The organism is Gordonibacter faecis, from assembly GCF_030077735.1.
GTDB lineage: Bacteria > Actinomycetota > Coriobacteriia > Coriobacteriales > Eggerthellaceae > Gordonibacter > Gordonibacter faecis.
On record NZ_JASJEU010000025.1, the window covers coordinates 12,065 to 25,877 of the forward strand.

11 protein-coding genes are annotated in these 13,813 nt (G+C 62.4%); all 11 read right to left on the reverse strand.

Going from position 1 to position 13,813, the window contains the following annotated elements:
* Window positions 1-14 precede the first annotated feature (14 nt).
* Entirely contained in the window at window positions 15-3,554 is a 3,540-nt protein-coding gene (gene cydC, locus QNJ86_RS13120; RefSeq protein ID WP_283833097.1) for a thiol reductant ABC exporter subunit CydC, read from the reverse strand.
* Between the two features lie 7 nt (window positions 3,555-3,561).
* The gene (locus tag QNJ86_RS13125; protein WP_283833098.1) at window positions 3,562-4,065 is read right to left on the reverse strand and encodes a YbaN family protein; all 504 of its coding nucleotides are present in this window, start codon (window positions 4,063-4,065) and stop codon (window positions 3,562-3,564) included.
* Between the two features lie 136 nt (window positions 4,066-4,201).
* Window positions 4,202-5,353, reverse strand: coding sequence for a coiled-coil domain-containing protein (locus QNJ86_RS13130; protein WP_283833099.1), 1,152 nt, complete (start codon window positions 5,351-5,353; stop codon window positions 4,202-4,204).
* Window positions 5,354-5,497: 144 nt separating this feature from the next.
* Complete coding sequence (gene rnhA, locus QNJ86_RS13135; protein ID WP_283833100.1) at window positions 5,498-5,977, reverse strand: ribonuclease HI; 480 nt, start codon at window positions 5,975-5,977, stop codon at window positions 5,498-5,500.
* Window positions 5,974-8,031 (reverse strand): methionine--tRNA ligase, encoded by a 2,058-nt coding sequence (locus QNJ86_RS13140; protein WP_283833101.1) that lies wholly within the window; start codon window positions 8,029-8,031, stop codon window positions 5,974-5,976. Before QNJ86_RS13140 ends, rnhA begins: the two co-directional genes overlap by 4 nt.
* Window positions 8,012-9,064 carry a signal peptide peptidase SppA gene (gene sppA, locus QNJ86_RS13145; RefSeq protein ID WP_283833102.1) on the reverse strand — a complete coding sequence of 351 codons (1,053 nt, stop codon included), beginning with the start codon at window positions 9,062-9,064 and terminating at the stop codon, window positions 8,012-8,014. The genes QNJ86_RS13140 and sppA overlap by 20 nt, the downstream gene beginning before the upstream one ends.
* A gap of 142 nt (window positions 9,065-9,206) precedes the next feature.
* Complete coding sequence (gene rho / locus QNJ86_RS13150; RefSeq protein WP_283833103.1) at window positions 9,207-10,919, reverse strand: transcription termination factor Rho; 1,713 nt, start codon at window positions 10,917-10,919, stop codon at window positions 9,207-9,209.
* A complete protein-coding gene (fsa, locus tag QNJ86_RS13155) occupies window positions 10,916-11,578 on the reverse strand; it encodes a fructose-6-phosphate aldolase (RefSeq protein ID WP_283833104.1) in 663 nt (220 codons plus the stop codon). Before fsa ends, rho begins: the two co-directional genes overlap by 4 nt.
* A 206-nt stretch (window positions 11,579-11,784) precedes the next feature.
* Window positions 11,785-12,111, reverse strand: a complete 327-nt coding sequence (gene hisI / locus QNJ86_RS13160) for a phosphoribosyl-AMP cyclohydrolase (protein ID WP_283833105.1) — start codon at window positions 12,109-12,111, stop codon at window positions 11,785-11,787.
* A 40-nt stretch (window positions 12,112-12,151) separates the two neighbouring features.
* Window positions 12,152-12,916: an imidazole glycerol phosphate synthase subunit HisF gene (hisF, locus tag QNJ86_RS13165; RefSeq protein WP_283833106.1), complete on the reverse strand. Its 765-nt coding sequence runs from the start codon at window positions 12,914-12,916 to the stop codon at window positions 12,152-12,154.
* Window positions 12,917-13,018: 102 nt separating this feature from the next.
* On the reverse strand, window positions 13,019-13,813 hold the full coding sequence (gene hisA, locus QNJ86_RS13170) for a 1-(5-phosphoribosyl)-5-[(5-phosphoribosylamino)methylideneamino]imidazole-4-carboxamide isomerase (protein ID WP_283833107.1): 795 nt from the start codon (window positions 13,811-13,813) through the stop codon (window positions 13,019-13,021).

The window sequence follows — 13,813 nt, forward strand, 5'->3', positions numbered from 1 at the left end:
ACGGCCTCGCACCCCTACGACACGCGGCCGTACTCCACGGAAAACGTGCGGTCGGCGATAGCAGCAGCGGACGCGCGATGGCTCACGAGTACCACCGTCTTGTCGGCGCGATTGTTCGCCAGCGCACGCAGCACCGCCGCCTCGTTCAAGCTGTCGAGGTTACTGGTGGGCTCATCGAGCAACACAAACGGTGCGTCGTGCAGAAACACCCGAGCCAGGCCGATGCGCTGGCGCTCACCTCCCGACAGCAAATCACCCAACTCGCCCACCGGCGTATCAAGACCCTGCGGCAGACGCTCCACCAAACTCGTAAGTGATGCCTTCGCGCAGGCCTCCGTTAATTGAGCGTCGGTGGCATTCGGGCGCGCAAGCATGATATTGTCGCGAATAGTGCCCTCGAACAGATGCGTTTCCTGGGCCATGAAGCCCTGATGTTCGCGCAGACTCTCCGTATTCACGTCTCGCACGTCGCGGCCCGACATTTTCACCACCCCTCGCTCGGTATCCCAGTAGCGCATGAGCAACTTCAGTAAGGTTGATTTACCCGCGCCGCTGCGACCCGCTACGCGCACAACTTCTCCCGGCTGAATGTCAACGTTCACCTGTTCAAGCACGCGCACGCCGCCGTAGGAGAAGTCCACCTCCTGCGCGGTTGCTCCTTCAAACTGAGCAAGGTCTTCGCCGTCGGTCACTTCATCGGTCTGTGGACGTTCGTCCAACAGATCGAGCACGCGCTCACCTGAGGCCAGGGTCTGCTGCAGCGTAGAGCCCAGGTTCGCCACGGCGATGACCGGGCCAAATGACGACATGAGCGCCGAAGTAGCCACCACAGCAGCACCCGCGTCAAGAGTGCCCTGCCCCACCAGCGCCGCGGACACCACCAGCATAACCACATCACACGCCATCACCACCGTGCCGGTCAGCGCCATAAAGAACGCCGTGCGGCCCTTGAGGCGCCGCTCTACGGCGACCAGCTGCCCCATGCGCTCATCCAGTTCGCGCACACGGTCGGCGGCACGGCCGTACTGCAAAGTCTCAGCCAAGCCGCGCAGGCTATCCAGCACAAACGCATTCATGTCGCCAATGCGGTCGCGCACGGCGCGTCCCAAATCTCCGCTGGCCTTCGAGGCTACAAGGGGCACCACCACGCCTACCAGCACGTATGAGGCCAACGCCAACGCCCCCAGTACAGGCGACTGAAAGCCGATGAACACCGTCATACCCACCGACACTACAAGCGCGATGACTGCTGGCGAGAGGGTATGCGCGTAAAACACTTCAAGAAGCTCCACGTCAGAGGTAACCAACGACACGAGATCGCCCTTGTCACGGCCCTCCAACTTCGCAGGCGCCAACCGGCGCAGCGCCGCAAACACGCGGTCACGCACGAGCGCCAGCACCCGAAAGGCCAGGTAGTGGTTGCACAGCTGTTCGCCATAGCGCAACGGGCCGCGCGCGAACCCGCACAGGCCAATGCCCGCCACAACCACGGCGTACGGCACGGCTGAGCCAAGTCCCGCTACGTCAAGCAGGGCAAGGGCACCAAGCACCGTGAGGAAAATGGCCGCCGCGAAACCCGCAACACCCAGCAGCACGGCAAGTGCCATCACCGGCAGAAGCGGACGTGTAAGTCCCACAAGGCGCACCATGACCGACAGGTGAGAGCGACGCGGGGCGGCGCTCGGGGAGACACGCGGGCCGGCACTTGGGGTAGCGCTCGCCGGCGTATCCGACTCACCCGAATCCGCCGCGCGGATATGCGGCGCGCGAGCATCTTCAGACGAGACAACCACGGTGGTGTTTGCAGCCGCGGACGATTCATCGGCGGTTACGTGCGCAAAAGCCTCCAGTTCGACCTGCTGAGCCCACAGGCACGCATAGGGACCACCCGCAACAACCAGTTCGTCATGGGCACCGCTTTCAGCCACGCGACCCTCTTCCAACACGTAAATACGGTCGGCCTCGCGCAGAGCGGACAGGCGATGCGAAATCATGATGACCGTTTTGGTGTGCGCCAGTTCGTGCGCCAGGTTGATGAGCGCATTCTCACTTTCGGCATCGATATTCGACGTGGCTTCATCCAGCACGTACACGGGCGCATCGTGCAGAAGGGCGCGCGCCATGGCAAGGCGCTGACGCTGGCCGCCTGACAGATTCCGCCCCGCCTCGGTGACGGGCGCCTCCAGGCCGCCAGCCTCGCGCACAAACGCATCCAGCCGGCAGCGGGAAAGCGCATCCCATAGTTCGTCATCCGTGGCTGTGGGTTTCGCCAACAGCAGGTTCGAACGCACGGTGCCCTTAAAGAGGTAGCTGTCAAACGACACCACCGTCACCGTTTCGCGCAGCGACGCGTGCGAGACCTCGCGCAGATCGATACCGCCCACGCGCACCGTACCCTCAAAGGCAGCGTTTGTTCCCGCAATGATGCCCGCCAGGGTGGATTTACCCGAGCCACTTTCGCCCGTCACACCCACAAAACTGCCGGCCGGAGCTTCGAAATCAACCTCATCGAGCACCTTCCGCTCACCGTCAAACGAGTAGCTCACCTGGCGGCACACGATGTCGGCACGGGAGGGGTCGACGCAGCGCGTCCCGTCGGAGTCCTCCGGCGTATCAAGAATGGCGAACATCTTGTCGGCTGCCGCCATGCCGCTCATGGCCGTGTGAAAGTAGGAGCCCAGGGTGCGCAAAGGCAGGAAAAACTCGGCCGAGAGAAACACGATGGCGAAAGCCGCGCCCAGCGCCACGGCACCTTCCGCATACTGCCCAAGCGTTACCACAATGCCCACCGCCGCGCCGCCGAAGGCACAGATATCCATCACGGTGATGGAGTTAAGCTGCATGCGCAATAGGCGCATGGTAGCCCGGCGGAAGCCCTCGGCCTGTTCGTTCATGCGCTCGTGAGCGTGCTCGTCGGCCCGGTATACCTTGAGGGTGGAAAGTCCCTGGATGTCTTCAAGAAAGAGGCTCCCTAAATCGGTGTAGGACCCCCAATAGCGCTGCATGGTGCGCTTCGCGATCTTCTGAACAGCCATGATGGAAGCGGGGATGAGAGGAACGCAGGCGAGCAGTGCCGCAGCTGGCGGCAGCGACAGCGGCGCAATGCACACGAACAGCGTCAGGGGAGCCAAGAGTGCGTAGAAGAGTTGCGGCAGGTAAGAGCCGAAGTAGCTCTCCAACTGCTCGGCTCCCTCCACGCTGATCTGCACCGCCTCGGCCGTTGCCACCCGCTCGCGATACGACGGCCCCAGGCGCACCAGCTTGTCGTACACCTGCCGGCGCACGGCGCGTTTTGCGGCTTCGCTTGCCGCCAGACCCATGCGCTGCGCGAGCGCCTGACACGCCATGCGCACCGCAGTGGCGAGCACGGCTGCGCCCGCCAGCTGTGCTATCGCGCTCGCATTGGCCGCACCCATAACGAGATCCTGAACGAACGAACCAATAAGCAGGAAAAGCAGTATGTGAGCCAGAAGGCCAACCCACTGAAGCGCGACATCGGCCGCAATGAACTTGGCCGCAGACGGCACAAGGGCAAACAATCGCTTGTCGAACATGGCGCGCTTACGCCCCTTCCCCATCGGTGACCAGCGGCGTGCCAGCGCGGCGTGCGGACTCGGGCATCCCTTGCGTCGTGCTACGAACCTCGGCCGCCGCTTCCGGCTGGACGGTTTTCACCACGAAACCGAAGTACACGAGATGCGCAACCCACACGAGTGCCACCACCACGCGGCCTACCGGCACGGATCCCATGAGCGCAAACGACACCGCCAGCACGGCGGTGATGGGCACCAGCAGGGAAAGCTTTGCGCGCACCGTCATGGCTCGCTTGGACATATAGCCTTCAAGCACGGTGCGGTACAGTCGCGTGCCGCGGAACCACGCGCGTGCGCGCTCGGAACTACGCGCGAAGCAAAAGGCTGCTACCAGGAGAAACGGCGTGGTTGGCACAATGGGCAGCATGGCACCAAGCGCCCCCAATCCAAACGTGGCAAACCCGCCCACAGCCCACAACGCGCGTGCCACCCGGTTGCCGTCACGTGGTGCTTCCGCTTCGATTTCCTTCATCCGTTTTCTCCTGTCCGCGTGGCTTTGAGCAATAGTTTCCTATGGCTAACTTATAGCGCACTATAGCGAACTTTTGGGAAAAAGTAAACCGCGGGTAATTTTTTTGGAAGCAGGGCTTGAGGGTGAAGCGCCCGTCTTACGGGCGGACGATGATCATGCCGCCTTGGACGGGGCCGATGACGACGCCGACGCCGTAGGTGGCTGCGTGGATCATCTGGTTGTTGCCGTAGTAGATGCCGCAGTGGCCCTCGTTCACGCAGATGTCGCCAGGCTGTGGGTCGCTCACCTGCGGGTAACCCATGAACGTATAGGTGCTTCCCAAACGCGAGAAGCTGCCGGTCACGGCGTAGCTCACCAGGCCGGAGCAGTCGAAGGAGCTCGGGCCGCAGGAGCCATAATCGTAATCGAGACCCAAGCAACCAAGCGCGCGGTCAACAATGGCGTTGCCAGTTACCGCGTTATACGAGGGGCCGGGCGCAGGCGTGTATACGTCTTCGCCGCCGCCCGAGGTGTAACCTTCGTCGCCGCTTGTCGCGTTGCCGTTGCCGTTGTCACTCGTGTTGCCCGTGTTGGTGTTGTTGTTGGCGCCCGCCTGCTTGATCGAGTTGGCCACGACGTCCTTCGCCACGGCCGCTTGGGCTGCCACCTGGGCCGCACGCTCCTGCTCAAGCAGGGCGGCTGCCTCGGCGCTCAGGCTGGAATAGGTTGCCTGCATGGAAGCCACCGTTGTCTCGGCTTCCTCGCGAATGCGTTTTGCCTCGGCCGCCTTCTCGGTGGCGATGCGCTGCTGCTCGTCGAGCACGGCTTTCTGTTCCTCCACCTCGGCGCGCAGTTCCTTCGTCTGGCGCACGAGGTCGGCGTCGCTTTCGTTGAGGGAGTTCAGCAGATCCCAGCTGGTGGCGAACGCCTGGAACGTCGTCGCGCCAAACAGCAGGTCAAGCATGGTGGAGTTGCCGGTGCGATACATGCTGCGCGCTCGTATGCTCAAGCGCTCCTGCAAGTCGGTGATCTGGTCGGTGGCTTCAGCGATACGCGCCTCAGCATCGTCGCAGGCCTGCTCGGCCGCCTGCTGGTCTTGCTCGGCCGTGAACTCGTCGGCCGAAGCGCGGTCGAGTTTTTCCTGCAACGCGTTGAGGGAAGCGAGCGCCGCCTGGGCTTCCGCCTGCTTGCTGGCAGAGGCAGGGTCGGCAAACGCGAGCGAAGGAGCCATCAGAGTTGCGGCGAGTACCGCCGCCAAAAGACCTACCAGCGCGCTCTTGGCGCGCCCGAGCTGTGCGCTGTGCTGCATACGGTGACCTTCCACTGACACTCGTTGGTTCGTGCCCATTTGATCAACAGTGTAGCAGAAGGCGGCACGCGGGACACCCCTTCACGGCTGGTTGACTACACGAACAGCACAGAATGTCCAGGTAACGGGGCAGAAACGCCCACCTTACCCCTCAAAGCCCGCGTCTTCGATGCGGCCTTCCCCATCGGCGGCTGCGGTGGCCAACTCGTCACAGCGCTCGTTTTCGGCATGGCCCGCGTGGCCCTTCACCCAGACGAACTCCACCTGGTGAGGCGCCTTCGCCGCCAGAAGCCGCTTCCACAAGTCAACGTTTTTGACGGGTTGCTTGCTGGCGTTTTTCCAGCCGCGCTTGAGCCAGCCCTCCACCCAGTGCTGGTTGAATGCGTTCACGACGTACTGCGAGTCCGAGTAGAGCGTGATTTCGCACGGGCGCTTGAGCGCCTCAAGGCCGGCGATAACCGCCATCAGCTCCATGCGGTTGTTCGTGGTACGCTCGTAGCCCTGGGAGAGTTCCTTTTCGTGCACGCGCCCCGCAGAATCCGTGAAGCGCATGACCGTACCAAAGCCGCCCGGCCCGGGATTGCCCCGGGCCGCTCCGTCGGTAAAAATTTCTACCTGCGTCATTTTTGCAGCTGAGACGGGTGCTTTTCGAAGAAGTCGAAGCGGGGTGGCAGTTCGCGGATGCGGTGCCGGCCTTCGTCGATTTCGCCGGCGCTGCACAGTTCGTCGACATCTTCCAAGTCGTAGTTCCAGCTGAAGAAGTCGTCGAACTCGAAGCTGAGGTAGTCGCAAATGCGCTCGCAGCCAGCCGGCACGATGGGATGCATAAGCAGCGTAGCCACGCGCAAGAGGTAGAACGAGTCCACGAGCACCTGGCGGCGTAGCGCGTCATCTTCGGCCAGTTCAGCTTCGCGAATGCCCTCGGTCCAGTGCTTGTTGGCGAAGCGGATGAAGTCGTCCATGAGCGACATCACCGAGTGTAGTTCCACCTTCTTCATGAGGCGGTCGTACGCGGCCAGCGTCTCGTTGGCGCGATCGACGGCCGCCGCCGTGGGTTTGCCAAGCGGCAGGTAGCCTTCGAAGTTCTTCTGCGCCTCATAGAAGCAGCTGCGGGCCAGGCGGTTGAACACGTTGGTGAGCAGCGTGCCCTCTTTCAGTACCGGGTCGGCCACGCGCGTGTCTGCGAGTTCTTCCGGCGTTGCCAAAAACGGCTTCGGCTTGAAGCCCACCGACTTTTGGCTGAGGCCCAGCGCCAGGAAGTGTGCGCGCAGTTGCTCTACCGTGTAGTGGTTCAGCAGCTCGTCAGCCGTAGGCGGCTTCACCGTGCCCGACGAGGATGCCTTCTTGTTGCCGAAGAGGATGTGGTGGTTTGCCACCAGACGCGTTTGGCGCAGCGGCGTGTCCGTCTCGCCGGGCAGAAGGATGTCGCCCGGGCGCAGAGCCTCGATGAGCGCGGGCTGGGCCACGCCATAGAAGTACAGGTTGTCCTGGCCGATGAACTGGTATACCTCAGCATCCGGCGAGCACCACCAGTCGCGCCAGCTGCCGCGCGGCAGGCCCATCTTGTCGTTCGCTGCCATAGTGAACGACAGGGGCGCCCACAAACTTTCGGGCCAGCACCACACCGTGAGACCTTCCAGCCCGTCGATGACCGGGGCTTTCACCCCCCACTCGATGTTGCCCGTAATGCGGAACGGCACGAGCGCCTTGCCCGTGCGGAAGCGGATGCCCGCCCCGCCCAGCACCGAGCGGGCGGCATCGCGCGCGTCGATGTCGGCGAACTCAATTTCGAAACTCTGCTTGCCCTTCTCGGGTTCGCGCAGTTCATGGGGCGGAAGATCGGCGGCGATGGCCTCGTAGGCCTCGCGCTCGTCGTTCTTGATGTAGACAACCGGGGCGCCGAGGAATTCCTTCACCGTTTGCGGCACGATTGCGCGCACGTCGGGGTCTGCCTCTTGCTCCGCCACGCGCTCGCGCAAAAAGCCGGCGAAAGCGGGCAGGTCAAAGTACCAGTTTTCCACCGGGCGCATCTCGGGCACGGTGCCTGTCACGGAAGACTTCGGAGCGATGAGGTCTTCAGGGGCATAGCTGTGGCCGAGGTCACACTCGTCGGCGTAGGCGTGTTCAGACTTGCAGCCCTGCACGGGGCAGCGGCCCACCACCTGGCGGCCGTTCAGGAACATGTCGGCCTCGGTGTCGTAGAACTGCAAGGTGGCGCGGCGCTGAAGGTGGCCGTTCTCGTGCAGCTTCTCGATGAACTTCTCGGTGACGAGTTGGTGCACGTCGCCGCAGCGCCCGATACCCGAACCCTCGTAAATACTGAGGCTAATGTCATAGGCATCCAGCGTGCGCTTCTGTGCGTCGTGGTTCTTCAGCACGTATTCTTCGATAGTGCCCTCAAACTCGCCGGCTTCCACGAGCTTGCGATACCCCTCGTCGATGGGTGAGCCGTAGCAGTCGGTGCCGCTGATGAAGCGCACATTTTCCGCACCGATGCGGTCACGCAAGAAGCGGGCAAAGGCGTCGGCGGGCACAAACACGCCGGCGATGTGGCCGAAGTGCAGCGGCTTGTTGCCGTAGGGCATGCCGGCTGTGACCACAACGCGTTTCGGCCACACGACGCGCTCGTCCTCGGGTGCGGCACTCAAGGTGGGGGCGTTATCGAGCGAGGCTGCCATCGTTATCCAGCTCCTTTAAGGCTTTGGTCACATCGTCGACGGACACGCGGCTCGACGACATCAGGTTCAACAGTTCGGACAGGTTGGACGTTGAGGGGCGCAGGTCAACCGTCTTGGTGGTGGAGGTGCCGGCAAGTTCCGCGGCCTTCGCCACGGCATCTTCCTTCGTGCCAATCTCGTCGGCTAAGCCGTTCTCAACGGCCTCCATGCCGGTGAAGGTGAGGCCCGTGGCCAGCTTACGCACGTCTTCGACGCTCATGTCGCGGCCCTCGGCCACGGTCTGGATGAACGTCTCGTTAATCTGGTCGACCATCTTCTGGTAGTAGGCGCGCTCCTCTTCGGTGAGCGCACGCGTGCCATAGCTGGAATCTTTGCTGTCCGATGACGTGATGTTCTCAACGGAAATGCCCAGCTTTTCCATGAGGCCTGACAGGTCGGTGACCTGCATGGCCGTGCCAATGGAGCCGATGGCGGTGGTTTTCGCCGTGAAGATGTAGTCGGCCTGGCTCGAGATTTCGTAGGCGGCACTCGCGTTGATAGACGCGCTCGACACAACAACCGGCTTGCCGGAGTTCTCGGAGAATTCGCGCACGTAGGCGGCCATTTCCTCGCCCGCCGTTGCCGTGCCGCCACCGGAGTTGATGCGCAGCACGACCGCCTTCACATAGAAGCTCTTCTCCGCGCGGTCGAGCTGGGCTTTCAGGCCCTCGGGGCTGGCGGTGGTACCGTCGTATTGAATGGTGCCGTCAATGTCAATGACAGCAATCGCATCCGAAGAGAGAGAACCAAGATCGACGGAGGTACTCCCAGGCGTGATCGAGTCGAATGACGAGGACACGACCGACGTGCACGACCACATGCTCAAAGCGATGAGTCCGAACAGACACAGCACCACCGCGAGGCCGACAATCCAACCACGGCTCTTTTTCGGCGGTTGCGGCTGAGGTGCACCGTAGTAATAGACGGGCGGCTGCGACGGAGGCGTGGCGGGTTGCTGCCATGCCTGCTGTTGCCAGTTGGTGTCTTGGGACATGTTCCCTCCTTGAGTAGGTTGGGATCATACTACCTCATGAGCCAAGGAACCGCGCCCGTTCAGACGCGGTTCCCACGATGGCTCCATGAAGGCTTCGGGGTCCTGCCGGCTCGCTCTGGCGAAGGCGGGGCTGCTTACGAAGCTAGATCTCGATGGAATCTCCCTTGCTGTGCTGGGCTTTTTTGGCCGTGCGCAGCAGGAATTCCTGGTTGGTGTCGGTTTGCTTGAGCGACTTGATGAGCATATCCATGGCGCGCTCGGTACTATTCATGTTCGACAGAATGCGGCGAACGGCCCAGATGAGCGGCGACTCCTGCGGGTCAAGCAGCAGCTCTTCCTTGCGCGTACCCGACGCCACCGGATCGATGGCCGGGAAGATACGGCGATCGGCCAGGTTGCGGTCGAGCTTGAGTTCCATGTTGCCCGTGCCCTTGAACTCTTCGAAGATGACCTCGTCCATCTTCGAACCCGTGTCAACGAGCGCCGACGCGAGGATGGTAAGGCTGCCGCCGCCTTCAATGTTGCGGGCGGCGCCGAGGAAGCGCTTGGGCGGATAGAGCGCCGTGGAGTCCACGCCGCCGGAGAGGATGCGGCCCGACGCAGGTTGCGCCAGGTTGTAGGCGCGCGCGAGACGCGTAAGCGAGTCTAGCAGTACCACGACATCCCTGCCGCATTCCACGAGGCGCTTGGCGCGCTCGATGACCAACTCGGCCACGGCAATGTGGTTTTCGGTGGGCATGTCGAACGTGGAGGAAATGACCTCGCCTTTGATGGAGCGCTCCATGTCGGTCACTTCTTCGGGGCGCTCGTCCACCAGCAGGCACATGAGGTGAACTTCCGGGTTATTGGCGCTGATGGCAGCCGCGATATCTTTAAGAATGGTGGTCTTGCCGGCCTTCGGCGGGCTCACGATAAGGCCACGCTGGCCCTTGCCGATGGGGCTCACCAGATCAATGACGCGCGCGGTAATGGTATTCTTGCCGTGCTCCATGGTGAGGCACTCGTCGGGATACACCGGCGTGAGATCGCCGAAACGCAGGCGGCTCGTGCACTGATCGATGGGGGTGCCGTTGATGGCCGTGACCTTCTGGATGGCGGCGTACTTTTCGTTCTCGCGCGCCGGACGCGTCTGGCCACTGACCATGTCACCCTTGCGCAGACCATTGCGACGGATGGTGGACAGGCCCACGTAGCAGTCCGTTTCACTGGGCAGATAGCCCTGCGTGCGAAGGAACCCATAGCCATCGGCGAGAATATCGAGAATGCCTGACACCTCGATGAAGCCCTCAGCCTTCACGCTGGCTTCGAACACCGCTTCCACGAGTTCGGCCTTTTTGAGACCGGCCACTTCCACTTCCAGCTCGGCGGCTTTGGCACGCAGATCAGCTACTTTGAGCTTAGCCAGTTCATCGCGCGAGACACTCGGCTGCACTTCGCGAGAACGGTTGCTGTCGTAGGGGCGGCGCTGACGGCGATGGTTGGTGTTATTGCTGCCATTGCTCCCCTGCTTGCCCGCATTATTGTTGTTGCGGTTCTGTCCGCCGTTGTAGCCGTTCTGCTTGCCGGCGTTGTTCTGACGGGCGTTGTTGCTGGTGGCGTTCGCCTTTACGCTTTTGCGCGGGGTGGCCGGGCGGCTCTGCGAAGATTCTTTCTTGGCAGCGGGCTTTGCCTCGGTGGTTTTCGCCTCTGCCTTGGCCTCAGCTTTTGTCTCGTTTTTTGCAGCAGCTTTTCCTGCAGCAGCTTTTCCTGCAGCGGCTTTTCCTGCGGCGGCTTTGCTCGCGTTCGTGGAACGGCGGCGTGTCTGAGCAGGGGTTGCGGTGGTGGTGTTCTCTGTTACGGTAGCTTCTGAACTCATGCGTTCTGCACTTTCTCCCAGTCCTTCATGAAGGCGTCGAGCCCGCGATCGGTCAGCGGGTGCTGCACGCATTTCTTAAGGGCGGCAAAGGGGACGGTTGCGATGTCGGCGCCCATGAGGGCTGCCTGTGCCACGTGGTTCGCGCTGCGCACGGACGCGGCAATGATTTCCACTTCGTGGCCGAAGTCGTAGTTCTTCACAGCCGTGACAACGTCATCGAGCTGGGACAAGCCGTCCTCAGAGATGTCGTCGAAGCGGCCGACGAAGGGGCTGATGTAGCGAGCGCCGGCGCGCGCAGCCATGATGGCCTGCGGCACGCTGAAGCACAGCGTCATGTTCACGGGAATGCCTTCGGCGGCAAGCGCCTTGGTGGCAGCCAAGCCCTCAATGGTGGTGGGCAGCTTCACCACGACGTTCGGCGCGAGCGCGGCCAGTTCGCGGCCGTCACGCACCATCTCGTCACGCGTCATGGCAACGCTCTCGGCAGACACCGGCCCATCGACGAGTTCGCAAATGCGCTTGATGTGATTGTGAAAGTCGGCAAGCTTGCCCCCCGTACGAGCGTACAGCGTGGGGTTGGTGGTCACGCCCGCGAGCACACCCCAACTGGCCGCCTCTTCGATCTCGGCGAGATCAGCGGTGTCGAGAAAAAACTTCACCCAGTCCTCCTTATATAGTGGCTTTTGATTTGAAGCGCACGTGAACGCGCGCATGGGTTCCAGAGGTGAGATTTAATGCAATGTGATGGGTTTTTCTTCCTTAGAAGGTAAAAGAACTGCATTCATGGTATCGCATGTTCCCGCTTCGTTCAAGCGCAAAGCTTCGAGGTTCGTGTATTTGCGGTGAAGGTGGGGCTACGGCGGGTCTACGTTTGGTCGATAGTACGGTAGAAGCACGTGCGCGCGCCGGTGTGGCAGGCGGGGCCGGCGGGGTGCACGAGTGCGAGCAGCGTGTCGGCGTCGCAGTCGTAGCGCAACTCGACCAGTTTTTGCACGTTTCCCGAGGTGGTGCCCTTGTGCCAGAGCTCCTGGCGGCTGCGGCTCCAGAACACCATTTCGCCTTGTTCCAGTGTGAGCGCGAGCGATTCGGCATTCATCCAGGCCATCATGAGCACCTCGCATGTGTCCGCGTCCTGTACGATACAGGGAATGAGGCCGTCGGCATTATAGGTAAGTGTGGGGAGGGCAGACATGGGTGCTACTCCTTGGGTTGATGGTGGCAAAGCGGCGTGATTAGAGCCTGACCGGGATGCCTTGGCTTGCCATATGCTCTTTTACCTGGCGGACGGTGAGTTCGCCGAAGTGGAAAACACTGGCGGCCAGCACGGCATCGGCCTCGCCTTCGAGAATGCCTTGGGCGAAGTGTTCAAGCTTGCCCACGCCGCCACTGGCGATGACCGGGATGTCTACCGCGCGCGCGACGGTGCGGGTGAGTGCGCAGTCAAACCCGTCGCGGCTGCCGTCGCGATCCATGCTGGTGAGCAGGATCTCCCCCGCCCCACGGCGCGCCGCTTCCTGCGCCCACTCGATTGCGTCGATGCCCGTAGCTTTGCGACCTCCCGCCACGTAGACCTCCCACTTGTTCGGGTTGCCGGGTACCTGCTTCGCGTCGATGGCGCAGAGGATGGCTTGGCTACCAAACGCGGCGGCAGCCTCCGTGATGAGCGCAGGGTTCGCCACGGCGGCCGAGTTCACCGACACCTTGTCGGCACCTGCGGCAATCATCGTGCGAATGTCAGCCACACTGCGAAAGCCGCCACCCACGCAGTACGGCAGGTGCAACTGTTCGCTTGCGCGACTGGCGAGGTCCACCGTGGTGGCGCGGTCATCACTGGTGGCCGTAATGTCGAGGAAGATGACCTCGTCGGCGCGCTCTTCGTCGTAGCGTTGCGCGAGCTCAATGGGGTCGCCCGCGTCGCGCAGATTGACAAAGTTCACACCCTTCACCACGCGCCCATCTTTGACATCCATGCACGGGATCACTCGTTTGGCTAGCACTTCCGCGTCCTTTCGCCACGCCTACACACGCTTATTCTTAAACAGTTTGTCGAAGCCTTTTTTTAGCGCATCGTACGCCACACCTGCGGCATCAGCCATGGGTCAACAGGGAGTGATGGGAGCAGGACTTGGCCAGTCCGCGGAAGCCGCCACACCCGCTTCCGCGCGGCGGGTTGCTTCTTCGCAGGCATCTACTCCTTCTTTTACCGAAAGCGAGCCCTCGTAGATGGCGCGGCCTGCGATGACACCTTCGATACTGGCTGCCACCTGGCCTAAGCGCTCGATGTCGGCAACGCCCGCAACACCACCCGAGGCAATGACGGGATGTCCGAAGGCCTCGGCCATGCGCACGTACGCCGTAGGGTCGATGCCCGTCTGCATGCCATCGCGTGCGATGTCAGTGTATACGAGGTGACAGAAGCCCAGCTCGGAGACATGGCGCGCCAACTCTTCGGCTGCCACGCCGGCGCCTTCGCGCCAGCCGGCCACAGCCACTTCCCCGCCCTTGGCGTCGATGCCGGCCGTGAGCAGCTGGCCGTACTGGGCGACAGCCGCCTCGGCGAATGCAGGGTCGGCCACGAGTGAGGTTCCCAACACGACGCGTGACACCCCTGCATCGGCCAGGCGCGCGATGGTGTCGAGTGAGCGGATGCCGCCGCCCACCTCAACCTTGAGCTTGGTCTTTGCGAGAATGTGCTCGATGATAGCGATATTCTCAGGTTCACCGGAGCGCGCGCCGTCAAGGTCGACGACGTGCAACCACGTAGCGCCCTCGTCTTCGAACAGCTGCGCTTGCGCGGCAGGGTCGTCGTTATACACGGTCACCTGGTTGTAGTCGCCTTTGGCCAGGCGAACGGCCTTGCCGCCGAGGATGTCAATGGCAGGTAGCAGATACAT